General features: G+C 62.2%; 25 protein-coding genes. 12 read left to right on the forward strand and 13 right to left on the reverse strand.

The features are described from left to right. Positions 1–6: 6 nt before the first annotated feature. From C1X29_RS23345 to C1X29_RS23360, 4 genes are all read right to left on the reverse strand, one after another. Positions 7–2406: an autotransporter domain-containing protein gene (locus C1X29_RS23345; RefSeq protein WP_085748606.1), complete on the reverse strand. Its 2400-nt coding sequence runs from the start codon at positions 2404–2406 to the stop codon at positions 7–9. A 200-nt stretch (positions 2407–2606) separates the two neighbouring features. Beyond that, the gene (locus C1X29_RS23350; protein ID WP_085748607.1) at positions 2607–3014 is read right to left on the reverse strand and encodes a response regulator; all 408 of its coding nucleotides are present in this window, start codon (positions 3012–3014) and stop codon (positions 2607–2609) included. A gap of 63 nt (positions 3015–3077) precedes the next feature. Next, entirely contained in the window at positions 3078–3290 is a 213-nt protein-coding gene (locus C1X29_RS23355; protein ID WP_085748608.1) for a Flp family type IVb pilin, read from the reverse strand. Positions 3291–3414: 124 nt separating this feature from the next. Next, complete coding sequence (locus C1X29_RS23360; protein ID WP_085748626.1) at positions 3415–3621, reverse strand: Flp family type IVb pilin; 207 nt, start codon at positions 3619–3621, stop codon at positions 3415–3417. 341 nt (positions 3622–3962) lie between these two features. Between C1X29_RS23360 and cpaB the strand changes: the two genes are divergently transcribed. From cpaB to C1X29_RS23400, 8 genes are read left to right on the forward strand one after another with little or no spacing between them, the layout of a single operon-like run. Then, positions 3963–4904, forward strand: a complete 942-nt coding sequence (gene cpaB / locus C1X29_RS23365; protein ID WP_102718477.1) for a Flp pilus assembly protein CpaB — start codon at positions 3963–3965, stop codon at positions 4902–4904. Positions 4905–4924: 20 nt separating this feature from the next. Then, on the forward strand, positions 4925–6148 hold the full coding sequence (locus tag C1X29_RS23370) for a type II and III secretion system protein family protein (protein ID WP_102688518.1): 1224 nt from the start codon (positions 4925–4927) through the stop codon (positions 6146–6148). Then, on the forward strand, positions 6145–7335 hold the full coding sequence (locus tag C1X29_RS23375; RefSeq protein WP_085748611.1) for a pilus assembly protein: 1191 nt from the start codon (positions 6145–6147) through the stop codon (positions 7333–7335). The genes C1X29_RS23370 and C1X29_RS23375 overlap by 4 nt, the downstream gene beginning before the upstream one ends. Beyond that, positions 7332–8600, forward strand: a complete 1269-nt coding sequence (locus tag C1X29_RS23380; RefSeq protein WP_102688519.1) for a CpaF family protein — start codon at positions 7332–7334, stop codon at positions 8598–8600. Before C1X29_RS23375 ends, C1X29_RS23380 begins: the two co-directional genes overlap by 4 nt. 18 nt (positions 8601–8618) lie before the next feature. Beyond that, positions 8619–9503 (forward strand): type II secretion system F family protein, encoded by an 885-nt coding sequence (locus C1X29_RS23385; RefSeq protein ID WP_085748613.1) that lies wholly within the window; start codon positions 8619–8621, stop codon positions 9501–9503. A 1-nt stretch (position 9504) separates the two neighbouring features. Continuing rightward, a complete protein-coding gene (locus C1X29_RS23390) occupies positions 9505–10389 on the forward strand; it encodes a type II secretion system F family protein (RefSeq protein ID WP_102718478.1) in 885 nt (294 codons plus the stop codon). 28 nt (positions 10390–10417) lie between these two features. Continuing rightward, positions 10418–11140, forward strand: a complete 723-nt coding sequence (locus C1X29_RS23395; RefSeq protein WP_085748615.1) for a tetratricopeptide repeat protein — start codon at positions 10418–10420, stop codon at positions 11138–11140. A 16-nt stretch (positions 11141–11156) separates the two neighbouring features. Beyond that, the gene (locus C1X29_RS23400) at positions 11157–11429 is read left to right on the forward strand and encodes a DUF3613 domain-containing protein (RefSeq protein WP_102718479.1); all 273 of its coding nucleotides are present in this window, start codon (positions 11157–11159) and stop codon (positions 11427–11429) included. Between the two features lie 59 nt (positions 11430–11488). Here C1X29_RS23400 and C1X29_RS23405 read toward each other — a convergent pair whose 3' ends face one another. Together C1X29_RS23405 and C1X29_RS23410 are read right to left on the reverse strand one after the other, a co-directional pair. After that, entirely contained in the window at positions 11489–12265 is a 777-nt protein-coding gene (locus tag C1X29_RS23405; RefSeq protein ID WP_102718487.1) for a response regulator transcription factor, read from the reverse strand. A gap of 125 nt (positions 12266–12390) precedes the next feature. Further along, positions 12391–12861, reverse strand: a complete 471-nt coding sequence (locus C1X29_RS23410; protein WP_085748617.1) for a prepilin peptidase — start codon at positions 12859–12861, stop codon at positions 12391–12393. A 75-nt stretch (positions 12862–12936) separates the two neighbouring features. Here C1X29_RS23410 and C1X29_RS23415 point away from each other — a divergent pair, with 75 nt between their 5' ends. Together C1X29_RS23415 and C1X29_RS23420 are read left to right on the forward strand one after the other, a co-directional pair. Further along, the gene (locus C1X29_RS23415) at positions 12937–13383 is read left to right on the forward strand and encodes a TadE/TadG family type IV pilus assembly protein (protein ID WP_085748618.1); all 447 of its coding nucleotides are present in this window, start codon (positions 12937–12939) and stop codon (positions 13381–13383) included. After that, positions 13380–16127, forward strand: coding sequence for a PAS domain-containing protein (locus tag C1X29_RS23420; protein WP_102718480.1), 2748 nt, complete (start codon positions 13380–13382; stop codon positions 16125–16127). Before C1X29_RS23415 ends, C1X29_RS23420 begins: the two co-directional genes overlap by 4 nt. Here the strand turns inward: C1X29_RS23420 and C1X29_RS23425 are convergent. The 5 genes from C1X29_RS23425 to C1X29_RS23445 all read right to left on the reverse strand — a co-directional run bounded on the left by C1X29_RS23425 (position 16124) and on the right by C1X29_RS23445 (position 20561). Continuing rightward, positions 16124–18121, reverse strand: coding sequence for a pilus assembly protein TadG-related protein (locus C1X29_RS23425; RefSeq protein ID WP_102718481.1), 1998 nt, complete (start codon positions 18119–18121; stop codon positions 16124–16126). The two genes, C1X29_RS23420 and C1X29_RS23425, sit on opposite strands and share 4 nt — an antisense overlap. A gap of 149 nt (positions 18122–18270) precedes the next feature. After that, entirely contained in the window at positions 18271–18828 is a 558-nt protein-coding gene (locus C1X29_RS23430; RefSeq protein ID WP_102718482.1) for a DUF4136 domain-containing protein, read from the reverse strand. A 54-nt stretch (positions 18829–18882) separates the two neighbouring features. After that, a complete protein-coding gene (locus C1X29_RS23435; protein ID WP_085748621.1) occupies positions 18883–19497 on the reverse strand; it encodes a DUF4136 domain-containing protein in 615 nt (204 codons plus the stop codon). Between the two features lie 12 nt (positions 19498–19509). Next, complete coding sequence (locus C1X29_RS23440; protein ID WP_102718483.1) at positions 19510–20259, reverse strand: methyltransferase; 750 nt, start codon at positions 20257–20259, stop codon at positions 19510–19512. Beyond that, entirely contained in the window at positions 20259–20561 is a 303-nt protein-coding gene (locus C1X29_RS23445; protein ID WP_011332275.1) for a MazG-like family protein, read from the reverse strand. The genes C1X29_RS23440 and C1X29_RS23445 overlap by 1 nt, the downstream gene beginning before the upstream one ends. A gap of 143 nt (positions 20562–20704) precedes the next feature. Between C1X29_RS23445 and C1X29_RS23450 the strand changes: the two genes are divergently transcribed. Continuing rightward, positions 20705–20998, forward strand: coding sequence for a hypothetical protein (locus C1X29_RS23450; RefSeq protein WP_007951010.1), 294 nt, complete (start codon positions 20705–20707; stop codon positions 20996–20998). 37 nt (positions 20999–21035) lie between these two features. After that, positions 21036–22385 (forward strand): MATE family efflux transporter, encoded by a 1350-nt coding sequence (locus C1X29_RS23455; protein WP_102718484.1) that lies wholly within the window; start codon positions 21036–21038, stop codon positions 22383–22385. Between the two features lie 9 nt (positions 22386–22394). On the opposite strand, the gene C1X29_RS23460 is transcribed toward C1X29_RS23455, so the two are convergent. Then, positions 22395–23189 (reverse strand): DUF4123 domain-containing protein, encoded by a 795-nt coding sequence (locus C1X29_RS23460; RefSeq protein ID WP_085748623.1) that lies wholly within the window; start codon positions 23187–23189, stop codon positions 22395–22397. Beyond that, complete coding sequence (locus C1X29_RS23465) at positions 23186–24535, reverse strand: type VI secretion system Vgr family protein (protein ID WP_102718485.1); 1350 nt, start codon at positions 24533–24535, stop codon at positions 23186–23188. The genes C1X29_RS23460 and C1X29_RS23465 overlap by 4 nt, the downstream gene beginning before the upstream one ends. Positions 24536–24559: the final 24 nt, after the last annotated feature.

Genomic DNA, 24559 nt, shown 5'->3' on the forward strand with positions numbered 1-24559 from the left:
GCTGAATCAGAAGGCGTAGCGTACTTTTGCCGTGAAACCGTCAGCGTCAAAACCGCTGGCGGTCACGTAGTTGTACGACCCGCCGAGACTCCACGCGCCCATCCGGTAGTTGGCGCCCAAGCCCAGTTCATAACTGTCACGCACCGGGGTGGTGCCACGGCTGGTGAACGAATCACCACCCAGCACGAACGACGACGTGGTGCCGGTCTTGTCGCCAATGACGTCATGCCAGGCCATCAGCTTCGCTTCGGGCTCAAGGCTGCCGGTGCCCACATCGAACGCAGCGGCCAGACGTGCACCGACACCCATTTCGCCCACTTCATAACGCTGACTGCCGACATTCAGCGAGGCCGAACTGCCCTTCTCGCGATAGCTGTCCATGCCCACGTTGGCGTAACGCGCCCCGACCTGCGGCTCAAGCACCACATCCGGCATCAGGTGCACGCTGTAACCGGCCAGCGCACTCACGCCGAACACATTGCTCTCGTAATCACCCTTGGCGCGGGTGCCGGCGATGTAACGGCGCGACTCGTTGTCGTTCCAGCCGTACATCAGCGACGAATCGACGAACCAGTTGTCGTGGGTCCAGTTGCCGTACAGGGTCAGCGCATGGCCGGTGACCTGGGTCTTGTTGCCGCGATCGGATTTCACATCGGAGTCGAGGTAGCTGTACGCCAGACCGACCGCCAGATCGGCATTCAACTGACCATCGGCACCCACGGCGATGCCATGGCTGTCGGCATCGTAACCACTGACACCACGACGCTCATCCTGGTTGGCATCACTGCTCAAGGCTTGCAGCCAGACACCTTTGTCTGTCGGCACGCCGGCGTTACGGGCGCGACTGGAACGCTCATTGATGACACCCGACACCAGCGTCTGACTGTTGGTAGCCGCGTGAAGCACCCCACGGCTGACATCCGGGCTGAGGGTTTCGGACAACCGCGCCAGTTGCGCATCGGTGCTGGCGTTGGCGAACGCCTGGAACACCGGGTCCTGCTCATCGAGCCGCGACAACAGACTCGACACGCGGCCCACTGCCGTTGCCGCATTGCGACTGCCACCCGCCACAAGGGTGTTTTGCGCCAGCACCTCTTCGGACTTGTTGGTCACCACCGACGTGATGTCATTGCCCACGACCCCGAAACTCTTCACATCCAGCAAAGCAGAGGAAGACGTCACGGTGAGGTTATTGCCGCCGACAAGACTGCCCGAGCTGATCAGGGTGTACTTCGTACCACCCGGCGTCACCCGGAAATCACTGGAACGCGCCAACAGACGCAACGTCGCACCCGGCGCGATATCGGTAGTGCCCGTGACCTTCAACACCGGCAGCGCCGGATTGGTGTCATTGCCCAGGTACATTTCCAGCACCGAGTCGGACTCTTCCATGTCGAAGTCACCGATGATCGTGGTGTGCGGCTTCACCAGCGTCAGCGTGCCGTCCTCGATAGTCACGTAACCGGACTTGATGGTCGAACCGTCGAAAACCGCATCGCCGTCGATGATCACGCCGGACAGACCGATCAGATCCCCTTTGACCGTACCGCCGAAAAAGTCGAAATAGCTTTCGCCGTCATCGACCTGGATTGCCGCCGTGCCACCCTCGATCGAACCGAACAGTTGATAAATGGTGAAAGGACTCGCACCCACTGCCTGACCGCTGACGTGCACGCCAATGGACTCGCCGGAAATCGTGCCGTAGTTGGACAGGTTCAAGATCGCTGTACTGGCAGAGGTATTGAAGTTCACGCCTTCAAACGTCACCGCCTCAGCGTTCGCCCCGGTGGCGCGAATAGTCCCGAAGTTATTGACGCTCCCCTTGAGCGTGGCACCGTCAAGAAACAACCCCAGCGCGTCCGACCCGCTGGCGCTGATCGTGCCGTTGTTGCCGATGCCATTCAGTTTGGTTTGCACCAGCATCACACCGCTGGAACTCGCCCCGCTGGCCTCGATCAGCCCATCGTTGCTGAGCGAGCCGTTCAGCTCACTGCCCATATCCGAAATCCCGGTGGAGGTGCCCGATCCAGCCAGTCCATTGACCGAGATCGAACCCTTGTTGATCAGGTTCCCGGCTATTTTGCTGGGCGTCACACCGGAAGCCCCCAGCGCAATGCCCACGCCAAACTTGGCCCCGTCAATGCGGATACTGTCGTTGTTACGCAACTGGTCTGCCGTCAGCCCCAAAAACTGAGCGCCATAGGTCAGCGTCGAAGGCGCGCCGGGAGCAATCGTCCCGTTGCCACGCAGGTCGATCAGACCATAGTTCTGCAGGTTGCTGTTCAATGGCCCGCCGCTCAGGTCGTAGCTCAAATTGGCGCCGGCAGCGGCAACAACGCCCGCGTGCAGCGAAGTTGCAGCAACAGACAGCGCCAGTAACGAGCGGCACAAGCGATCAGTGTTCAATCGAGATTCCCTTCCAAAACATGAAAAACAGTTTCAGCAGGGGGTATCAATTTCACTCAGGCATCCCTACCGAACCCACCAGGTCGTCCGGTTTGGGCGCGGGGAATGTACACGAGCCATCATTTCGACACCATCAAAATGTCAAAGGGATGGCGTCAATTTCAAGATCGGCGTATTCGAAGTAGAAGCTGCGTGAGCACTCAGGAGATATTGATCTTTGGCTTGGGAAACAGATTGTCCAGGGTCTCCAGCAGCCGCACGTGATAGATCGGCTTGCGGAACAGGTCCAGCACCTGCAACCGCAGCATGTCGCTGACATCCTCCATGTCCGCATGCCCCGACGTTACGATCACCGGCAGATGCTGGCGCGAGGTGTGTTCGCGCAGGCGCTTGATCAGCGACATGCCGCTTTCCTCCGGCATGCGAAGATCGGTGATCACCAGGGCGATATCAGGATGGCGGGTCAGGTGATGCAGGGCGAGTTTGACCGACGTCGCGGTGTGACAGATAAAGTCCTCGCCCTCCAGCAACTCCGCCAGCTCCAGCAACGCGTCCTCTTCGTCGTCAACAAGAAGCAACTGTTGGCGGGGCTGTGAAGAAGCAGTCATTGGACAATCCCTGAGAAACTGATGATGGAACCGAGTGTAGTGCGAGATTGGCGAGCCATCGAGTCAGGGTGTCTGTACCGGTGCAGTCTGGGCCGTACCGCCCAGCGCTACTAGAATGTTGTTGAAGATGGCCAGTACCTTGGCGCCGACCGGCGTCACGAACACCACGACCACCACTGCTACCATCGCCACCACAATTGCATATTCGATGGCTGACGCCCCTTCGCTGCTGTGCAGAAACCGGCGGGCGCGCAACAGCAAGTATTCAAATAGCATGGAGGTTCTCCTTCGTGCCGGGGCACTCAGACTGCCGCATCCAGAGTCGCCTGCGATTCTCCGGTCCGGGACGCGGAACGGAAAACCTGCAGGCAGGATTCGAAGGTCAACGGGATGAACGCGATCAAGGTACGGGGCGAGTGACCGCAGTACCACCGAGTGAAACCAGAACGGAGTTGAAGATGTTCAGAACCTTGGCGCCGATCGGGGTCACGAACACTACGACCACCACCGCCACCATCGCCACCACAATCGCGTACTCGATCGCCGAAGCACCTTCTTCACTGTTGAGGAACAGCCGCACTTTGGCCGCCAGATAGTCGAGACTCATACGAAACATACGTCAACTCCTTCGCGCCTTTGGCGCCGATGTCACGCTACAGCGGCAAGGTTCCACCGTGCCATTTGAGCATTGTCAACAAACCCCCTCCCAACAACTGTAAGAACGGATTAATCACAAAGGATTAATCGCTTCGTCATCCCCTGCTTTTCGACTGCTAATTGGCCAACACCCATACTTTCGTGGGTTATTTGCCTGTCAGAAATGGCGTTTTGGCTTGTTTCAGCTAGCGTGGAAATAGCGAAATAGTTGGATGTTCATAGCTGCCTGATTGCGATGTTCCCTTGGTAGGAAGTGCGGGCTGGTAGTGCAGCAGGAAAGGGAGAGCCGTCATGAACAGTCGTGTGACCATGGGCCTTGCAGCGTTGCTTTTACTGGGCGCCATCGTTGTCGGATATTGGGGCCTGGTGCTCAGCCGCCAACCCGCTCCGGTGGCCGAGGCTCCCGCGCCGACGGTGGTCACCGTCGAAACAACCGTCGCTGCCGCCGAAGACCAGACCCGTCAACCTGTCGTGGTGCTGGTGCGTGACGTCCCGCCATTCACCCCTCTTGCTGCCGCCGACCTGGCCGTTGAAAAACTGCTCAGCGCCCCTGCCGGCAGCCTCGGCACAATCGAACAGGCCGTGGGCCGCACTCCGTGGCGCCACCTGAGCGCCGGCACCTGGCTCAACGAAGAAAGCTTCGAGGCCGGCGGCACACTGGCGCGCATGATCCATAAAGACGAGCGCGCGCTGGCCGTGTCGGTCGATGAAGTGATCGGCGCAGCCGGGCAGTTGATCCCCGGGGATTACGTCGACGTGTTGTTGTTCCTGCGCCAGGACGCCGCCAATCCGCAGCAGTCGGCGCAGATCGTTGTGCCAGCCATGCGCGTGCTCGGTGTCGGCGAGCAATACGGCCTGACCAATGACGGCCAACCGTCCGCCCCTGCGTTGAGTGCCGACGACAAGATCAAACAGGACCAGCGCCGGCTTACCGCGCGCACCGTGGTGCTGGCGGTGCCTGAACAATTGTTGAGTCGAATGATGCTCGCCACCCAGGTCGGGACGTTGCGCCTGGCTGTGCGCAGCAGTGAAGAACAGCGCCTGGCCAAGTACTGGGCCGGCGAAAGTCAGGCACCGGACAAACTGGTCGCCGCCAACAGCCAACTCTTCCAGTTCACGCAGCTGGCGCTGGGGACAACGCCGAAAGCGTCGTCGAGCGGCGACCAAGCTGTGGCGGCACGACCCGCAGTGGAAGTGATTCGCGGCAATCAGACCAACCAACAAAACCCATGACTGAGCAAGGATCCAAGTGCATGCAGAGTCGTTCCTGGCCGACCTTCAATCCCGTGCTCCGGGCCTTGCTGCTGATGGGACTTTCAATCAATGCTGCGCACGCGGCCACCGGCAACTGCGCGGCCCTCGGACGCTTGCCGCCGGTGATCGAAATCAACGAAGGCTGGCAACAGGACATGCAGTCACCGGTGGCGATCACACGCCTGGCCATCGGCGATCCGAAAATCGCCGACGTGCATGCCAATGGCAATTCCTCGTTCCTTCTGACCGCCGTGGCGCCGGGCGCGACCAGTCTCATGGTCTGGACCGGCTGCTCCAGCGAGCCGCGCCAGAGCATGGTGTTCGTCAAGGGCGCCGCCACCTCGGCCCTCACCAACACCAGTGCGCTGCCGTCGGATGATGCGCTGTTGCCCTCGCAGGTGCAGACCGACATTCGTTTCGTCGAAGTCAGCCGCACCAAGCTCAAGCAGGCCTCGGCTTCGCTGATCGGCACCCGCGGTAATTTCCTGTTCGGTTCCCCCGGCACCCTGCCGCCCATCGACGGCGTTCCGCAACCGCGATTGCCGGTGGACAACTCGCTGTTCAACTTCTCGTGGATCGGCGGCAAGACCATGGCGATCATCAATGCCCTGGAAGGCAGTGGCTTCGCCTACACCCTGGCGCGGCCAAGCCTGGTGGCTCTCAATGGGCAAAGCGCAAGCTTCCTCGCAGGCGGGCAGATTCCGATACCGGTGCCCAGTTCCGGCAGTGACAACGTATCGATCGAATACAAGGAATTCGGCATCCGCCTGACCCTGACTCCCACCATCATCAGCCACGATCGCATCGCCCTGAAGGTGGCGCCGGAAGTCAGCGAACTGGATTTCAGCAACGCGGTGAACATCGCCGGCACCACGGTGCCCGCCCTGACCATTCGCCGCACCGACACCAGCATTTCCCTCGCCGATGGTGAGAGTTTTGTCATCAGCGGTTTGATCAGTACCAGTAACAGTTCCCAGGTCGACAAGTTTCCGGGGCTGGGCGATATCCCGGTGCTCGGGGCCTTTTTCAAAAGCTCGCAGATCAAGCGCGAAGAGCGCGAGCTGCTGATGATCGTCACCCCGCATCTGGTGCGCCCGCTCTCGGCGGAGGCGCAACTGCCGTCGTTGCCGGGTGAAAAACTGCGCAACTACGACCCGAATTTCTACCGCATGTTCTTCCTGGAAAACGGTAACTTCGACAAGCGCAGCGGGTTGTCCCAATGAGCCAGAGCCTGAGTCAGACCTTCCTCGCCATCACCCGCAACAGCACCGATCTGGAATGGCTGCAAAGCGCGCTTGCACCGCTGGGCCAGGTGGTCAGTGCCGGTGGCGGCAGTCTCGACGAATTGCTCGCTCTGGTGGACGTCACCTTCGCCAGTCTGGTGTTCGTCGGCCTCGACCGCGAACACGTGGTGGCCCAGAGCGCGCTGATCGAGGGCGCGCTGGAGGCCAAGCCGATGCTGGCGATCGTTGCCCTCGGCGACGGCATGGACAACCAGTTGGTACTCAACGCGATGCGCGCCGGGGCAAGGGATTTCGTCGCCTATGGTTCGCGCTCCAGCGAAGTGGCCGGGCTGGTGCGCCGCTTGAGCAAGCGTCTGCCGCCAGCGCCCCACAACACGCAACTGGGTGGCCTGACGGTTCTGTACGGGGTGCAGAGCAGTTCCGACGGCGCGTTACTGGCTAACCATATGGCGCTGGTGGTGCAAAAGAGCGGGCAGCAGACGCTGCTGCTGGATCTCGGTCTTCCCCGTGGCGACAGCCTGGCGTTGCTGGGGCTGGAGAGTTCGTTCCACTTCGGCGATGCCTTGCGCCACCTGCGCAGGCTCGACGCCACACTGATCGACAGTGCATTCACCAGCACCGAAGCGGGGCTGCGGATTCTGGCGTACGCCGACAATGACGAACCGCTGGAGAGCACCAGTGCCGCCGAGCTGTTCATGTTGCTCAGCGCGTTGCGCCAGCACTTCCAGCACATTGTCGTGAACCTCACCGGCCAGCCCGACAGCGAAGCCCTGCGCACCTTTGTCAGCCATTGCGACAAGCTGATCTGGTACACCGACCAGAATGTTCTCGATTGCCGGCGCAACCTGGCGGTGTTCAATCTGTGGCGGGAAAAAGGCATGAAGCTCGACCACGGGCGGCTGCTGGTCGATCGCTATCTGAGCAACGTCGCGCCGGATGCGGACACCCTCGGCAAGACCTTCAACCTGGAAGTGATCGCGGTGCTGGCCTTGAGTCCGGAGCTGCGCATGAATGCCAAGAACCAGGGCGTCAGCCTGTTTGAACTGGCGCCCCGGGAGAAACTCACCCAGAGCCTGCGGGTGCTCGGCGAACGGCTGGCCAAACGCTCCGAAGGCCTGGCCAAACCCAAGGTCACCTGGTTCGACCGGTTGCGAGGCACCTCATGAGCCCGGAAAAACTCTTCGGTGCACCGGCGCGGGGCCAGTCGGGCAACACCGATCACGAAGGCCTGAAACTGGTCCTGCATCGCTACATCATCGATGCCATCGAGGAGTCCGGAAAAAACCTGCTGGAAGGTTCGCGGCAGTTGCTGGCGCAATTCGTCACCGACAAGGTCGCCGAATACATCGCCCGTCTGCATCTGGCGATTTCGCGCTACGAGATGGAGCGGCTGGCGGAAGAAATCGTCGATGAACTGACCGGATTCGGCCCGCTGGAGGTGCTGCTGCGCGACACCGCCGTAACCGAAATTCTGGTCAATGGCCCGCACCGGGTGTTCGTCGAGCGCGACGGTGTACTGCATCAGAGTGACCTGCGCTTCATCGATGCGCACCACGTCGAACGGGTCATGCAGCGCATTCTCGCGCCACTCGGTCGGCGGCTGGACGAGTCTTCGCCGATGGTCGATGCACGTCTGCCGGACGGCAGCCGGGTCAACGCGATCATCCCCCCGATCGCCCTCGACGGCCCGTGCCTGTCGATTCGGAAATTCCGCAAGGACATGCTCAAGAGCAGCGACCTGATCGCGATGCAGACCATCGACCTGCCGATTTTCGAGTGCTTCCAGGAGGCCGTGGGCAAGCGCTGCAACATCCTTATCAGCGGCGGCACGGGCACCGGCAAGACCACGCTGCTGAATATCCTCAGCCAATTGATCAACCCCCACGAACGATTGGTGACCATCGAAGACGTCGCCGAGCTGCAACTCGGCCATCCCCACGTGGTGCGTCTGGAAACCCGCCCGCCCAATGCCGAGGGCCATGGCGAGGTCAAGGCCAGCGACCTGATCCGCAACGCCCTGCGGATGCGTCCGGACCGGATCATTCTCGGCGAGATCCGTGGCGTCGAAGTGCTCGATGTGCTCACGGCGATGAACACCGGTCACGACGGCTCGATGAGCACGGTCCACGCCAACAACGCCCAGGATGCGTTGCTGCGCCTGGAAACCCTGGTCGGCCTGACCGGGCGCTCCGTGGCCGAACGCACCCTGCGGCAGATGATCTGCGCGGCACTCGACGTAATCATTCAGTTGACCCGCATGCCCGATGGCAGGCGCTGTGTCAGTGAAGTGGTGGAAGTGGTCGGCGTGCGTGAAGACGTCTACGTCACCAATACCTTGTTCCGTCTGGATCGACGCACCGGTTTCGGCTTCCTGCGCGAAGCGGTCAACCCGGCCGGCGACAAGTTGCGGCACGAGTCGAGTCTGGGCTGAGCGCATGGAGCCTTCGTCATGATCGGACCGGTGATCCTGATCGTCCTCTGCCTGCTGTTGCTGGGGCTGTCGATTCGCCTGTTCCTGCAGGGCGTGCGCAAGACTGCCAACGAGCGGGTGCTATCTCGCCTCGCCGCCGGGCAGCCGCAAGCAGCCGCCGAAAAATCCTCGTGGACCGGGCTGGAGCGGATGTTCCTGCGCGCCGGCCTCGGCCGGCCGAACGAGCACTTTGGGCTTTGGCTGTCGTTGTGGGTCGTGGCCATGATGCTGGGTTACCTGCTGGCCGACTGGATCGGTCTGCTGGTGCTGATACTGGCGCCGCCGCTGATTTTGCGGTTGTACATCGCGTGGCGATATCGTCGCCGGCTCAATCGGATGATCGAACAGTTGCCGCAGTTGCTCGACCACACCGTGCGCAGCCTCAAGTCCGGCCGGACCCTGACCGATGCAGTGATGGGCGGCATCGAAACCAGTGAGGATCCGTTGAAAACCGCAATGGGCCGGGTGCAGCGCAACGTGCAGTTGGGGGTGAACCTGCCGGATGCGGTCAGTGATTTTGCCGAGCTCTACGAGCAGGACGAACTGCGCATGTTCGCCCTGGGCCTGAAGGTCAACCATCGCTACGGCGGCAACGCCAGCGAGTTGCTGGAGAACCTGATCAAACTGATTCGCGAGCGCGACCAAGGTGCCCGCCAACTGCGCGCCCTGACCGGCGAAACCCGGATGACCGCGTGGGTACTCGGATCGCTGCCGGTGATTCTGGTCAGCTACTTCATGCTGACCAATCCCGGCTACATGCTCGGCATGTGGAACGACTCGGGCGGTCGGACCATGTTGATCGTTGCGGTGGTGTTGCAGGTCTCCGGTTGCCTGGCGCTGTGGCGCATGTTGAGGAGTGTCTGACATGCTGATGCTGGCCAGTCTCATGTTGTTGCTCGGGGCACTGTTGCTGGTCGGCAATCACCTGCTGACCGAGCGGCGTCGGGTGCGCCAGGTCAACCAGCGTCTGCAGGGGCACCTGGTGCGCGAGAACCGTTTCGGCAACTGGTTACGGGCGCTCGGCAGCAGCCGGTTCGGCCAGCGCTCGGTGAGCATCGACAGCGAAACCCAGACCCTGCTCAGCCGTCTCGGCTGGCGCCGCGCCAGTGAGCGCTCGTTGTTTGCCGCCTGCCAGATCGGCACGCCGCTGCTGACACTGGGGCTGGGGCTGTTTCTGAAGGAAGTATTTTTCCCCCTCGCACCCAACGGCTGGCTGGTGCCGATGATCGCCACCGGCGTCGGCTATCTGCTGCCCAAACGTCTGTTGGCGTATGCCGCTGCCCGTCGGCAGAAAATCATTTCGGTGGAAGTCTCGACGTTCATTCCGCTGCTGCGGATCCTGTTCGAGTCCGGCATGGCCGTCGAGCAGGCCCTGCGCGTGCTCAGCACCGAAGGGCAAAAACTACTGCCGGAGCTGACCAGCGAACTACGCCTGATTCTGGCCCGTGTCGACTCGGGCCTGGAACTCGGGCAAGAGCTGAACAAAGCAGCCGTGATGCTGGCGGTGGATGAGTTCACCGACACCTGCGTGATCCTGCAACAACTGATTCAACAGGGCGGCGGTGCGATGAAATCGCTGCTGGCGCTCAAGCAACTCCTGGATGACCGACGCCTGACACGCTTGCAGGAATACATCTCGAAGATGTCGGCGAAGATGTCGGTGGTCATGATGCTGCTGCTGTTTCCGGCCTTGCTGATCGTTTTGGCGGGCCCCGGTTTTACCGCAATCACCCGGGCGTTTGCGTCCTGAGAATGACAATGGCGATGGAGAGCGATGGATGAAAGCACTGATGGTCGTGGCAAGTCTGTTGCTGCTCGGCGGCTGCGCAACGGACGGTCAGGCGCCGTGGACGACGATGCTGGCGCCAGCCAGTTGCAGCAAGTTGAGTTCCGAACAGGAGCTGTCGCTGAACCTGGCCGATGACCTGGTCAACGACGGCAAGCTGCACGCCAGCCTGGCCAACCTGCAGGGCCTGCCCGACAACCTCGTCGAAGTGCGACTGCGCAAGGCCAAGGTCTATCGCCTGCTGGGGCGCAGCGAAGCCGAGCCGCTGTATCGCAGCCTGCTCGGCACGTGCCTGAACGCCGACGCCGAACATGGCCTGGGCCAGCTGTATGCCGCCCGTGGCGACAACGGACAGGCACAGGCCCACCTGCAACGGGCGGCGCGGCTGGCGCCGACCAATGAAAACATCCGCAACGATCTGGGCGTGGTGTACCTCAATCAGCTGCGGCTCGAAGACGCTCGTTTCGAGTTTCTGACGGCCATCGAGTTGAAGCAGAACAATCAATTGGCGACGCTGAATCTGGTCACCCTGTTGCTCTATCAGAACAACTGGCAGCAGGCCGCGGAAGTGGTCAGCCGCGCGCACCTGACCCCGGAGCAGTTCACCGATGCCCAGGAACGCGCGGAGAAACTCAAGTCGCCGGTCAAGGCCAGACCCGTCGCCGGCAATCAGGTCGCGGTGGCGGCTGACGCGCAACCGGCGACGATCAAGTGAGCCTCAAGGAGGTGCCATGAACACGTTAAAAACGCTGTGCTGCCTGAGCCTGCTGGGTCTGCCGCTCGGCGCGCTGGCCATCGACGCCGGCCCGGCCTCGGCCCAGCAGCAGGAAACCGAAGGCTGGCTGCTGCTGCAAAGCCGCAACAAGGCCGCGTCCCCCGATCCGCAGGCGGCCACGGCCACCGAGCGTGAGCTGGCGATGCAGCGCTGGCTGAAGAAGTACCAGTACGAAATCCCCGACTTCTATGACCCGGATGCCGGGGGCAAAATCGAGACAAAAAACTGATTTGAGGAAGACGCCTTGGCGACTGTCCCGGTCGACCCAAGGGCCGCCGGGGACATCAATCAGTGCGCCGTAACTCGCTGCCGCAGAGCCGCCGCACTCGGCGACAAGGCCAACGCCAGTTGCGTGCGGTTGTGCATGTGAGTCAGACGCAACACTTGCGAAACGTAGAGCTTCACAGTGTTTTCGGTAATGCCCAGCTCACAGGCAATCTGATAATTGGTTTGACCCTTGCCCACCAGGCGCGCCACGTCCAGTTGCCGTGGCGACAGCTGATTGAAGATCTCGGGAATCTCCAGTTCACCGGCCCCACGGGTGGCTTCGTCACTGACGGGAGCCGGGCCGCGACGCACTTTGTCCAGATCCTGATAGAGATCATCGATGGACGACGACAGGTCCTGAAGCTTTTGATTCAGATGGCCAAGTTGCAGGGTTTTCTGCCGTTCCTGCAACACCGCTTCCTGGCGTTGCAGGCCTTCGAGCAGTTCATCCAGATTGACCGGTTTCTGGTAATAGTCGGCAATCCCGGCGCGCAGGGCCTTGATCACGTCCTGCTTGTCCGCCCGACCGGTGAGCATGATGGCTTCGAACGCCCGGTGTTTGCCGACCAGCCGTTGCAGTTCCTGCACCAGTTGAATGCCATCCATGTCCGGCATGTGCAGATCGCACAGCACCAGTCCGATCGCGGTGTCAGCCGTAAAACGCTCGATCGCCTCCTTGCTGGACTCGCACGGAACACAACGGTAGCCGCTGCTCTCGAGAAATTCACAGAGTTCTTCGACGATCAGAGGCTGATCATCGACAACGATGACTTTTACCGCAGATGTAAGCTTGTTCACGTGCTGCTCCATGCCCGGGCCAAAGCTGACCATTCCTGTACTGTCAGCCACTGGCTGTATAACTCGTTACTTTGAAGGTAGACCCACTTTCCGACTATGTACATAAGACTAGTGGCGCTTGGCGACTAATGGATCCAAGGTAGTGCAAGCACAAATCCGATCAGCACGAACGGCGCAAATGGCAGCTTTTTTGACATGGATGGCGCCATACATCGAAGTTGATGCCTAAGCCCTTGACTCATATGCAGCCAGACTCTTGGCGCAAGCAGAATCCAGATCAGGCTCGCCGCACCCGCACCGATAAAAATCCCGAGCAGCGAGACGCCGTCCGTCGCAAGACCAAGAGCTGTCATTAGTTTCACATCACCGGCGCCCATTCGGCCCAGAAAATACCCGGGCAACGTGAATGCCAGGGCCACGACACAAGCCCAGCCTCCCTGCCCGGCTTCGGCGCCCATCCAGGTGGTACCGAAAGACAGCAGATAGACCAGCGCAAGGGTCCCGACACCCAGCGTCAGGACGTTGGCAATCCTTCGTTGCCGGGCGTCCTGGGCCGCGCAAGCCGTCAACCAGATCAGAAGGACAAGGCTCTGCATGCGGTAAAAACCGTCCGTTTTTGCTGAATGATTCTATGCTGATACTACGCAGTGACTGTCAGGGTAGACGCACGGATGAAAACCGGCTCTCGGAAGGCGCAAAAAGGTGCGGTGGCGATCGAGTTCGCCCTGGTGTTCGTGATCTTTTTCGCGGTGTTTTACGGTCTGGTCAGCTATGCCCTGCCGTTCGTGCTGATGCAGACGTTCAACCAGGCCACAGCCGAAGCCATACGCCGCGCCGTGGCGGTTGACCCGACAATTCCCAACTATTCAACCGTGGTGGTCAGCACCGCCAATGCCGCGCTGAGCCAACAATTGTCGTCAACGCTGCCTTCTCTGAATGTGGTGGTCGGCACTGATACGTCAACGGTCTATGACCCGACGGCGGGCACGCTCACCGTCAGCGTCAATTACCCGGTGAGCAAACTCAATCAGGTCATTCCGTTTCTGGTGTTGCCGGGCATCGGCGCGGTCCCCAGCCTGCCCACCAACCTGACCGCCATTTCGAGCCTGAAATTTTGACCCCGGGTGACAACCTGCTCGGCCGCCTGCTCAAGCGGGGCATGGTCGCCAGCGATTTGCCAGACGCACTCGGCACCCCGCTGACGGGCCTGCACATCCACCTCGACAGCGAAGGCGGCGTATTGCAAATGGCTGGCCCGTTACGCCTGCTGCTGACGCAACAGACGCCCCGTGACAAACCGTTGCCGTTGCGCGACTACCTGCTGGCGCACAGCACGCTGGCCATCGAGGGTCGGCCGCAGGACTGGCAAGGCCACCTGCTGGATCTGGACTTCCCCGGCCTCGGCGAGCAGACCTTGCAACTGCGCGGCTGGGTTCAGCCGCTGGGCAATGGCTGGCTGCTGCAACTGATCGACATCGCCGACCTGTTGTCCGAACGCCAGCAAGCGCATCAGCGCGAGGCGTGCCACATGATCGCCGAGCAGATCAGCAAGCAGTTGCGAAGCTGCAGCCTGGGACGATTGCCGATGCTCGTCAGCGAACAATTGCAAGTGATCGCCCAGCGCTGGCAGATCCCGTGCCTGGCACTTGCCCTGCTCGATGAACAGGAACAGGGCTGGCAGATCCATCAGCAATTCCACGCCCATGACGCCCCGGCGCTGTGGCATGACGGCCAGCGTCTGGGCACGCCGCTCGACAGCCTCAATGGCACCGGCCCGCAACGCCTGGGTGAACATTACGGCCAGTACGAACACTCGCGGGTCCAGGGCCTGTTCGGCAATGCAGAAGGTTTCGCCATTCCCTATAGCGATGATCGTGGCGTGATGGCGTGGCTGCTCTGCGGTTTTTACGCGGTGGACAAGACCGCGCCGTACCTGACCGACCGCGACTGGCTGATGCTGGCGGGCGCACTGGCCGGCCCCCTGCTCGGTCGCTTGCGCGAACAACAGCATCAACTGCAGCTGGAACGGCTGGAGTCATTGCAGTCGCTGCTCGGCACCGGATGGTGGGAAATCAGCACGAGCGAGCAGATTCAACTGGCCCCGACGCTGGCCGCCACTCTGCAACAGGACAGCTCGACGCTGACGCTCGACACCTGGCTGACACTGATCCATCCCGCCGATCGCGAAGAGGTCCGCAGCCGCCTGCAAGCATTGCAAATGCACGGGGAAATCCTCGACCTGTGCGTGCGCCTGCATGCTCGCGACACGAGCCAGACGCCGGCGTGGTATCGCCTTCAGGGGCAAGTCACCGGCACCGGCGAGCATCGGCGTCTGGTGGGTTTCATGCTCGACATCAGCGACATCAAGAACCAGCAGCAACTGGCCGCCGCCGCCCATGCGCGGCTGGACAACCTGATCGCCAGTTCACCAGCGGTGATTTACGTCCAGCACTACGTCGAAGGCGCCTTGCTGCCGGCGTTTTTCAGCGCCAGCCTGCAACCGCTGCTGGGCTGGAGCCTGGAAGACTGCGACGCCAGTGCGCTGGCAGAGCGGATTCACCCGGATGATCGAACCCTGTATTTCGAACGCACCCGGCAACTGCTGCGCGAAGGTTCGGTGCGCGCCCGCTATCGGATGCGCGACAGTCGCGGCGATTATCACTGGCTGCTCGACGAGGCCCGGCTGTTGCGCAACGACCTCGGTCTGCCGGTGGAGGCCGTCGGTCTGTGGCTGGACGTTACCGAAGCGACGCTGGCTGCCGAGCAAGTCAGACAGAGTGAGGAACGCTACCGGATTCTGGTCGAGGACTCGCCGGCGATGATCTGCCGCTATCGTCCGGACCTGATCCTGACGTTCGGCAACCGGCCGCTGGCAACCTATCTGGAATGCGCCCCCGAAGACTTGGCCGGGGTCGATCTGGGCAGCTGGATGTCCGACGTTCAGCGCGCGGCCTTCGTTGAACGCCTGGCGCAGTTGACCCCGCAATCTCCCGTCAGCACCGCCGAAATCAATCTGCAATTGCCGGGGCGCGAACATGCGTGGTGGGTGTGGTCGGATCGCGGCGTGTTCGATGAGCACGGCAAACTGATCGAAGTCCAAGCCGTTGGTCGCGACAACACCGAAGTGCGCCGCTCCCAGCAGCAACTCACGCAAAGCGCAAAAATGGCCACCCTTGGCGAAATGGCCACCGGTCTGGCCCACGAAATCAATCAGCCGCTGAACGTCATGCGCATGGCCATCGTCAACGTGCAGAAGCGCCTGAGCAACGGCGATGTGCAGATCGATTACCTGACCGACAAACTCAATCGCATCGACGCCCAGGTGCAGCGCGCCGCCAAAGTGGTGGATCACATGCGGGTGTTCGGTCGCCGCTCAGAGATCGAGCAGCAGCTGTTCAACCCGGCCAGCGCCATCGAAGGCACGCTGTCGCTACTGGCCGAGGGCATGCGCGGCAAAGGCGTGGATTTGCGCATCAGCGAGACCGCGTTCGAGGTTCAGGTACGCGGGTACGTCGATCAGCTTGAACAGGTGCTGATCAACCTGATGGTCAATGCCCGGGATGCGCTGCTGGGCAAACGCGAGTGCGACTCAACGTTCAAGCCGTGGATTGCGATCTACGCCGAGCGCGACGAGCAGAAGGTGCGACTCTGGGTCGAGGACAACGGCGGCGGTATCGACCCGCGTCTGCTGGAGCGGATTTTCGAACCGTTCTTCACCACCAAACCGATAGGCGTCGGTACCGGCCTGGGGTTGTCGGTGAGTTACGGGATCATCGAGAACATGGGCGGCCACTTGAGCGTGCACAACTCGGCGGACGGTGCACGGTTCTGCATCGAACTGCCGATCGCCCCCGACGACTAGATCACCAGATACGCCTTGCCGGTCTGGCCGCAGGTCATGTTGGCGCCGACGTCGACATCCATCAGATTGATCCCCAGCCCCTTGAGCAAATTGTTCAGCAACGGATCCAGCAACGGACTCACCAGGTCGGTGATCACCGGTTGCAGGATCGTCGTAACATCGCTGATCAGGCTGGCGACGCCTGTGACAATCGCCCCCAGCGGGTTGCTGCCCAGGGGTTTGTAGACGATCAGATTGATCCCGGCGAGGGTGCTTGCCAGGCTGTTGACGATGTTGCTTGAGGGCGCGGCGGCAATCACGCTCGGCGGCAGTTTCAGGTTGGGCGGTGTGGCGAATGGTGTGGTGCTGGAAAACACCAGGTTCTGGGTGTTCTGCGCCACGCTGGTGTTGACCATGATCGCGATGCCGCCGGCGCCGTATGGCACGTGAGTGCTCGGGTCACAGCTGCCGATCCCCAGAATCTTGTGGCAGGTCACCGTGCCCAGATCCACCAGCGGCAACGGTGTGACGGTGGGTTGGGCGGCAGATGAAAAGGCGTTGGTCGGATCGATCTTGCCCAGCTTGAGATCGGCAACCGAGGTGATGGTGCGGGCCGTCAGGCTTTTGGTGCCGGTGTTGTCAGTCGGGCAACTGTAATCGGTGACATAACTGATGGCGCCGCCGGCATCCAGGCTGATGTCGATCTGCGGCGAGGGCAGCAGCTTCGGGTCCAGTTGTTCACAACCGGCGCCGAGCAGGCAGCCGACCGAATTCAGTGTAGCGACCAGATTGAGGCTCAACAGCGCATTGAGCGTCGGTGTCAGCGTGCCAACCAGTCCGAGTACCGCATTGGCCAACCCGGTTACCCCGGACAGTACCGGCAGATTTACCGAAAGCAGCGTGCGAATCTGCGCGGTGCGCACATAAATCCGGTTCGGCCCGGTGGGGTTGGCCTTGGCCAGCGCCGGATCTCCGATGGCGGAAAACTGTGGCGGCTCGATGACCTTGACCCGCACTGTGACATTCGCCAGCCCCAGCACGTTGATCGGCAGGGTCGCGGCCACCGCACTTTTGCTGTTGGCCAGTTGAATCACACCCTGAACCAGTTGCAGCAACTGCAGATTGGCATCCAGCCCGGCGGCCGTGGTGCCGGTCTGCAATTGCAGGATGTCACCGAGTTTTACCGGCGCGGCATTGATCGCCGCCACTTGCAGTTGGCCCAGCGCAGTAATCACTTCAGCGGTGGCGCCATTGAGCTGCACAGCCGTAATCGCGGCCTGGATCAGTTGGGTCACTGTGGCCTGGGTATTAAGCAACTGGGTGTAATTGCCGGCGGCGACGTTGAGGTTGATCGCCAGTTGGTTCAGATAACTGAGCAGGTTGATATCGGTGTTGAGCAAGCCATTCCACCCCACGGCCGTCAGGTTGACGTTACCGCCAAGCAGCCCGGAAAACAGCGGGTTGAGGATGTTCGATTGCGCGGTGTTGATGCTGGCCAGGTTACTGCGGATGTTCAACTGAGCGACGGTCGGCTTGGGTTTTGCCGCCACCGCCGAAGCATAAAGCACGGTGTTGAGACTGACCGGTGTGCCACTGAACAACGCCTGCACGCCGCCGGCAAAACTGGTGGTGACGGTACGGTTGGCCGCAACCTTGACCGCCTCCGATTGTGTCGCGTCCACCGTAAATGTGCGCAGGCCGGTAGCGGCTGTCGCCAACTTTCCGCAATCGATCACAAGGACGTTGGTGGCATCGGCGACAAACCCGTTGCGCGTCGCGCTTTGCCCCGCGTAACTGGCAGCGGTGAGGCCTGGCAGGCAATTGCCGCCACGGCTGACGGCTTCCAGGGCGGCGGTGTCCACCAGGCGCTGCAGTTTGCGTTGTTCCATATACAGACGGCCGGTATCCACCACCAGCAGCATCAACACCAGCGCCAGGCTGAGGGTGGCGGCCGCCATCAGGCCGATCGCCCCCCGCTGCCGGGCTGGCCCGCCGCATTGCGGATGACGCGACATGGCGCACTCCTTTGCCGGCGCACTGCCGGGCGCAACCTCCATTGGTGGATTTGAGTGTAGACGCGCTGCACCGACACTGCTGGCAACGCGCCAGTTTCACCCGCCCATAAAAAACGGGAGCCATGGACTCCCGTTTTGTTTGCGCAGGCTCAGCGCGGAGGGTAATTCGACAGGATCCGCGCCACCGTCTCGCGGATGGCATTGCTGCGATCCGCCGGGTTCGGCGTGCGGCTGAGCATTTGCTCGTCGCTGCCGCGCCACACCAGTTTGCCGTCCTTGCCGTCGAGCAGATCGACCTGGATGGTCGCCACCTTGTAGGTGATGTTGCGGGTTTCGTTGTACATCGGTGCGCCCCAATAACCGTTCCACGGGCCACCCCAACCGCCGCCGTAGTTGGTGGTCACCTGTTGCTGCCGGTCCTCGACGATCAGGTAAGTCTGCACAAACAGATCGCCTCGGGCGCCCGCGGCGGCCGGGCGCAGACCACGCTGATCCAGTTGATCGGCGACGGCTTGCCGAATGCGTTGTTCGGTCAGGTCGCTCTTGATCCGTGGATCGTCTGGGCGGTATTGCAGGGCGGGGTCTTTCCAGCTCCAGCTGCGGTACGCGGCAAAGTCGCGGCTGGCGTCGAAGTCATGATTGACCTGGTTGGCGGCGCAGGCACTGAGCAGTGCGGCCACGGCCAGTAAAGCGAGACGGCGGAACATGGTTTTTCTCCGGTGGAAGACATGAACCTGAGGGAGCTTCTCAATTGCAGGAAGCTAACTGGGAGGATACGCCGACATGGCCTTTTCGACAGCCTCGCGAATCGCGTCGGTGCGATCACTTTGCTTGCCTTGAGTGCCGGTTTCGGCGCTGGCGCTCCAGACCGGCTGACCACTGCCGGCGTCGAACAGATCGACCCGCACCACCACGACCTGTTCCTGATAGGTACGAACGATCGGCACCGTGTTGTACATCCCGTAACCGCGGCCGTAACGGTCATAACCACCGTATCCGCCGCCGTAGTAACCGTAATCGTCCTGCACCTGACGCAGGCGGGTTTCCAGGCTCAGGTTGGCACTGACCAGCAGGTCGGCCGGGCGATTGTCATGCAACGGGCGCAAACCGCGCTGGTCCAGCGCACTACTGACGGCTTCGGCCACTTGCGCTGAATCCGCCCAGGCCGTGCCCGGCGGCAGCTGACCGTTGAGCCACGCCCAGCTGCGATAGCGCCCGTAATCACGAGGGGGCGCGGGATAAGCGCTGCGGTCGAAGGTGGTTGCCGCTTGCGGTGGCGCCGGCGGCAACGGCCGCGACTGCGCCACGTAAGGGTTGCTGCCCTGGCAGGCGGCCAACCCCAGACAGATCAGCAGTAACCCTGAATGACCTTTCATTTCTCGCTCCGATCAGATCGGCCGGCAGATCCAGTGCAAGTAGCGCCCAAGCCCGGCGAAGCTTGGGTGACGACGGTGGGCGAGCTCCATCTCGAGCAAATCAACCAATTCAGCGCGGGCCTGGAATTCCACCGGCATGTAATCGTGGAAAACCCGCACCCCGCTCTGGGTTTCGACCTGCCACAACCCGGCGAGTTGCGTCGCCAGTTCCCGTGGATCGAGTGGCTGCTGCGGGGTCAGGCTCTGCTTTTCGCCGGCCAGGTCGTTCTTGCGCATTTTCTTGAAATGGCCTTTGAGCAGGTTCCGGTAAATCAGCGCATCGCGGTTGTAGAACGCCAGCGACAACCAGCCGCCGGGCTTGGTCAACTGATGCAGCACCGGCAGGATCGCGTGCGGTTCGGCCAGCCATTCCAGCACCGCATGGCACAGCACCAGATCGTAGGGCTCGGTGAGCTGGCCGAGCAGTTCCTGCCAGGGCGCCTGAATGAACGTCGCGGTTTGCCCGGCGTCGGCAAAGCGCTGGCGTGCGCCTTCAAGCATCGGCTCGGCCGGCTCGGTGAAGGTCACCTCGTGCCCGCGCTCGGCCAGCCACAGCGACATGTGGCCCAGGCCGCCACCGATGTCCAGCACCCGCAACGGACGATCCGGCAGGGTTTCGGCGAGGTCGGCTTGCAGCACCGCCAGGCGGATCGCGCCTTTGGCACCGCCGTAGATTTTTTCGGCGAAACGGGTCGCCAACTGATCGAAATGACGGTCGCTCATCAGCTGAACCGCCGTTCGCTGTCGGCGAGTTTGCTGCGCACCACTTCATTCATGTCCAGCCCCAGTTCGCTGCACAGCAGCAACAGATAGAGAACGATGTCGCCGACTTCCTGCCCGGCGTGGGCGAGTTTGTCCGCCGGCAGTTCGCGGGACTGGTCTTCGGTCAGCCACTGGAAGATTTCCACCAGTTCGGACATTTCCACGCTGGCGGCCATGGCCAGGTTTTTCGGGCTGTGAAATTGCCGCCAGTCATTGCGGTCGCGAATGGCGTGCAGGCGTTCGGTCAGTTCAACAAGGTTCATCGGGCTCTCCTGAAGGCGTATAGCTTCGGGGGGAAGCTGCGCGAAGGCAAGCGCCAGTCGCCCGTTAAAACCCTCTATGCTTGCAGGGAACTCGACCGCACCCGCTGCGGCCCAAGGCTCAGCTCTTTCATCAGGAAACAGACATGCAGGTAGAAAGCTTTTTCGAATGGCTGGGCCAGGCGCTCGGCTCGATCATCCGCTTCATCGTCGATGGCCTCAGCGGCCTGTTCAATCTGCTGGGCAACGCCGGCGGCAACTTTGTCGACGGGCTGTCGAAGGCGCTGGGCATGGACACGTCGATCATCAGCATCATCGCGCTGATCGTCGGCCTGATGCTGCTGTGGTCGGCGATCCGCGCGTTCATGAATGCCTCAATCATTGCCGGGATTATCTGGTTGCTGCTGGGATTGTGGCTGCTGAGCTGGATCATTCACTGACACCTCCCGCTACAATGCCGCTCCCCAAGGAGCCCGCATGTCCAACCTGATCGCCGACTGGCGCGACCGCCCGACCCATCGCCGGGTCTGGGCCCTCGCCGCCCCCATGATCCTCTCCAACATTTCCGTGCCGCTGGTGGCGTTGGTCGACAGCACCGTCATCGGGCATCTGCCCCACGCCCATCAACTGGGCGCGGTGGCGGTAGGTGCCAGCCTGTACACCTTTCTGGCCTGGGCCATGGGTTTTCTGCGCATGGGCACCACCGGCTTCGCCGCCCAGGCCGCCGGGCGCAGCGACGGTGCGGCCTTGCGGCAGATTCTGCTTCAGGGCCTGTTGCTGGCGATGGGGCTGGCGCTGCTGCTCGGAACCCTGGGCGTACCGCTGAGCGGGGTTGCGCTGCACTTCATGCAACCGTCGGCGGAACTGGATCAACTGACCCGCGACTTCTTCCACACCCGGCTGTTCGGGCTGCCGGCGGCGCTGGCCAGTTATGCGCTGGTCGGCTGGTTCCTCGGCACCCAGAACGCCCGGGCACCGCTGGCGATTCTGCTGAGCACCAACCTGATCAACATCGTGCTCAACCTGTGGTTCGTGATCGGCCTGGACTGGGGCGTGGTCGGTTCGGCCCGGGCCTCGGTGATCGCCGAATGGAGCGGCGCCCTGCTCGGCCTGTGGATGACCCGCAAGGCACTGCGCGCCTATCCCGGGCACATCGCCTGGGCCGCACTGAAAGTCTGGCAGAGCTGGCGCCCGCTGCTGGCCGTCAACCGCGACATTTTCATCCGCAGCCTGGCCCTGCAATCGGTGTTTTTCCTGATCACCGTGCAGGGCGCGCGACTCGGCGATGCCACGGTCGCGGCCAACGCGCTGCTGCTCAACGGCCTGCTGCTGACCGCCCACGCGCTGGACGGTCTGGCCCACGCCGTCGAAGCCCTGTGCGGCCACGCCATCGGCGCCCGTGATCGTCTGGCCCTGCGCCGGTCGCTGGTGGTTGCCGGTGGCTGGTCGTTGCTGGCCAGCCTGGGCTTTGCAGCACTGTTTCTGTTGGCCGGCCACTTATTCATCGAAATGCAGACCGACATCCAGAGCGTGCGCGAGACCGCGTTCATTTACCTGCCCTACCTGGCCGTCCTGCCGTTGATCGCGGTCTGGAGCTATTTGCTCGACGGCCTGTTCATCGGTGCCACCCGCGCCCGGGAAATGCGCAACGGCATGCTGGCGACCGTGATCCTGCTGCTGCCGGTCGCCTGGGCACTGCAAGGTCTGGGCAATCACGGCCTGTGGATTTCATTCCTGTTGTTCATGGTGCTGCGCAGCCTGACGCTCGGAGGGCTGGCGTGGTGGCTGCGGCGCACCGATGGCTGGTTCAACGGGGCCGCTCACTGAAGCGGCGCTTCACGACGGGTCGTTGAGCCAACGCCGACGCAACAGTTCGAGCCGTTCCCGTGGGGGCAATCCTTGCGGCAGCGGCGTCAGTTCGGCACGTGGATGCTGCAAACGCAGCCACAACCAGTCGTCCAGCAACGCCTGCTCGCTGAACCCCAGTTCCAGGCCTTGCTCCTGAAAGGAAGACATCAGCCGATAGTCGTTCCCTGTCGCCTGACTCCAGCGCCAGACATGCTGATCCAGCAGGCAACGGTGCAGGCGTTCACGCTGCTGGCGGGTCAGGCTTTGCTCGATACGCAGCGGCTCCACGGCCAGCCCCGGATTGCGCAGTTGCTGCCAGCCCTGACTGCCGCCGGCCAGATCGGCCCAGGTCCCGCCGAACCAGCGCAGCCATGCGATCGGCCCAAGCCAGCAGCTCAATTGCCGGGCATTGCAGGCATCGAAAAAGTAGCTGGCGGTCTGGCGATTGTAGAAATTGAGCAGTGCCCGGTGATTCAGACCGACGGACACGGTCAGCATCCGCTGCAAGTGTTCGCGCAACAACGACGCCGAGGCCTCGCTGCCAAGCAGCAGCCCTTGCCAGGTCAGCGGATCGGCGTGGCAGAGCGCCGACAGCGCCGGGCTGTCACGCAGGTCGATCAACCACGGGCCCTGGTCACTGACCGGTTGAAACTCCGTCCCGTCGAACAGCTTCAGGCTGTGCACACCGGCGAAACCTTGGCGCAGCGTCTGCACTGCCTGCGGCGCCTGTGCGATGTCCAGCAACAACCACTGCGCACGCTGTCCGGGGGTCGAAACACTCATCTTGCGTCGCTCGTCTTGAGCCCGCCGACCAATCGACAGCTGCACAATGACGCCGCGCAATGGCGATAACTGCCGCCACCCGGTATCAGGCACAACAACAATAACGGCTCGGCCGCTTTCAGCCATTGAGGCAGGCCCGCGCTCGCCAGACGCTCGGGCAGTGGCGGCGATGCGTCATCCTCGATGGCTTTGGTGAGTGCCGGGATCTGCAAGACACCGCTGATCACCGGCTGTTCAGGGTTGCCTTCCAGAAAGCTCACCACCACCTCTGCTCCGTCCTGCAATGATGTCATCGGCGTATCGGCCAACGCCGGAGCCAGCGGCAGCCAGCAGTGGCTGGGGCGGGCCCCTTCCCCCTGATAGAGCCAGTCGAACTGAACGGCCACCGGGCGCACCGCATCCGGTTGCGCCTCCTCGACCGATACCACCCAGGCACGTTGCGGGCTGCGCATGCGCGCCCCCAGGTGTTCAATGGGTGATCGGAACACCGGCAACCGGTCAGCGGCAAAAATCCGGTTGCTGTAAGGCGGTTCGAGCAACTGATCGGCTCGATGCTCGATTCGGCTCACCAGCCAGTGCCCATTGGCTTCTGCAAGGGGCTGGCCGGTAATCGTCAACCAGTGACCACTGCGCAGGGTTGGCGAATCGGAATGCCCCCGCGCCGTACGTGTCCGCCGCGAGCCTTCTGCGTACAGGCCGGCATGCTCGCCCAGTTGCCAGCGGCGCACTGTTGGCGACGGTTCCCCATCCCCGCAATCGAATCGCAGGTTCGCGGCGTGTGGCAGCCTGGCGGGATCGTCCCCGAACACCAGGCAATGTCCACGGTTCCCATGTTCGAAGTGATAGTGAATGCGTGCCTGCCCGCACAACCGCTGTACCAGTTGCAGATCCGACTCGCCGTACTGGGTGCAGAACGTCCGGGGCGGATACGCGCCTTGCAGGTCAAATCGGCGCCGGGTGCCACTGATACCGTGCTCCCTGAGCACCTGATCCAGAATCTGCGGCACGGAGCGGTCGCTGAAAATGCGCTGGCTGTAGCGCAGGCCCAGACAACTCAACCGAGGCCCCAGCCGCGCCCGGCACAACCGGGCGTCGCGCCCCTGTTCATGCTGGACAAGACTGTGCAACTGCCCGTGAACACCATTGCCGCAAGGCCCGAAACACAGGCGCGCCGAACGATACATCAGCCCGGCAAGGTCCAGATGCGGATCATCGACCAGCAAGTCGATCTCAAACGCAAAAGGCTCGCTGATGGCTTCGCAACCCGTGAATGCCAGGACTTCAAGCGAGTCGGACAGGCCCGCTACATCGAGACGAAACAACGGCTCGTCGGCTGGATCGAACATGGGGAATTCTCTACAGGGGGGGCG

The sequence above is a fragment of the Pseudomonas sp. GW456-12-10-14-LB2 genome, assembly GCF_002884345.1.
Lineage (GTDB): Bacteria > Pseudomonadota > Gammaproteobacteria > Pseudomonadales > Pseudomonadaceae > Aquipseudomonas > Aquipseudomonas paraglycinae.

What these genes read in the sequence shown, in the direction of transcription:
- C1X29_RS23360 (WP_085748626.1), bottom strand. Translation starts at nt 3,621, where the DNA reads ATGAGTCTCGACTATCTGGCGGCCAAAGTGCGGCTGTTCCTCAACAGT.
- C1X29_RS23350 (WP_085748607.1), bottom strand. Translation starts at nt 3,014, where the DNA reads ATGACTGCTTCTTCACAGCCCCGCCAACAGTTGCTTCTTGTTGACGAC.
- C1X29_RS23410 (WP_085748617.1), bottom strand. Translation starts at nt 12,861, where the DNA reads ATGCAGAGCCTTGTCCTTCTGATCTGGTTGACGGCTTGCGCGGCCCAG.
- C1X29_RS23375 (WP_085748611.1), top strand. Translation starts at nt 6,145, where the DNA reads ATGAGCCAGAGCCTGAGTCAGACCTTCCTCGCCATCACCCGCAACAGC.
- C1X29_RS23445 (WP_011332275.1), bottom strand. Translation starts at nt 20,561, where the DNA reads ATGAACCTTGTTGAACTGACCGAACGCCTGCACGCCATTCGCGACCGC.
- C1X29_RS23450 (WP_007951010.1), top strand. Translation starts at nt 20,705, where the DNA reads ATGCAGGTAGAAAGCTTTTTCGAATGGCTGGGCCAGGCGCTCGGCTCG.
- C1X29_RS23435 (WP_085748621.1), bottom strand. Translation starts at nt 19,497, where the DNA reads ATGAAAGGTCATTCAGGGTTACTGCTGATCTGTCTGGGGTTGGCCGCC.
- cpaB (WP_102718477.1), top strand. Translation starts at nt 3,963, where the DNA reads ATGAACAGTCGTGTGACCATGGGCCTTGCAGCGTTGCTTTTACTGGGC.
- C1X29_RS23455 (WP_102718484.1), top strand. Translation starts at nt 21,036, where the DNA reads ATGTCCAACCTGATCGCCGACTGGCGCGACCGCCCGACCCATCGCCGG.
- C1X29_RS23370 (WP_102688518.1), top strand. Translation starts at nt 4,925, where the DNA reads ATGCAGAGTCGTTCCTGGCCGACCTTCAATCCCGTGCTCCGGGCCTTG.
- C1X29_RS23425 (WP_102718481.1), bottom strand. Translation starts at nt 18,121, where the DNA reads ATGTCGCGTCATCCGCAATGCGGCGGGCCAGCCCGGCAGCGGGGGGCG.
- C1X29_RS23465 (WP_102718485.1), bottom strand. Translation starts at nt 24,535, where the DNA reads ATGTTCGATCCAGCCGACGAGCCGTTGTTTCGTCTCGATGTAGCGGGC.
- C1X29_RS23355 (WP_085748608.1), bottom strand. Translation starts at nt 3,290, where the DNA reads ATGCTATTTGAATACTTGCTGTTGCGCGCCCGCCGGTTTCTGCACAGC.
- C1X29_RS23400 (WP_102718479.1), top strand. Translation starts at nt 11,157, where the DNA reads ATGAACACGTTAAAAACGCTGTGCTGCCTGAGCCTGCTGGGTCTGCCG.
- C1X29_RS23390 (WP_102718478.1), top strand. Translation starts at nt 9,505, where the DNA reads ATGCTGATGCTGGCCAGTCTCATGTTGTTGCTCGGGGCACTGTTGCTG.
- C1X29_RS23380 (WP_102688519.1), top strand. Translation starts at nt 7,332, where the DNA reads ATGAGCCCGGAAAAACTCTTCGGTGCACCGGCGCGGGGCCAGTCGGGC.
- C1X29_RS23440 (WP_102718483.1), bottom strand. Translation starts at nt 20,259, where the DNA reads ATGAGCGACCGTCATTTCGATCAGTTGGCGACCCGTTTCGCCGAAAAA.
- C1X29_RS23430 (WP_102718482.1), bottom strand. Translation starts at nt 18,828, where the DNA reads ATGTTCCGCCGTCTCGCTTTACTGGCCGTGGCCGCACTGCTCAGTGCC.
- C1X29_RS23395 (WP_085748615.1), top strand. Translation starts at nt 10,418, where the DNA reads ATGAAAGCACTGATGGTCGTGGCAAGTCTGTTGCTGCTCGGCGGCTGC.
- C1X29_RS23415 (WP_085748618.1), top strand. Translation starts at nt 12,937, where the DNA reads ATGAAAACCGGCTCTCGGAAGGCGCAAAAAGGTGCGGTGGCGATCGAG.
- C1X29_RS23460 (WP_085748623.1), bottom strand. Translation starts at nt 23,189, where the DNA reads ATGAGTGTTTCGACCCCCGGACAGCGTGCGCAGTGGTTGTTGCTGGAC.
- C1X29_RS23385 (WP_085748613.1), top strand. Translation starts at nt 8,619, where the DNA reads ATGATCGGACCGGTGATCCTGATCGTCCTCTGCCTGCTGTTGCTGGGG.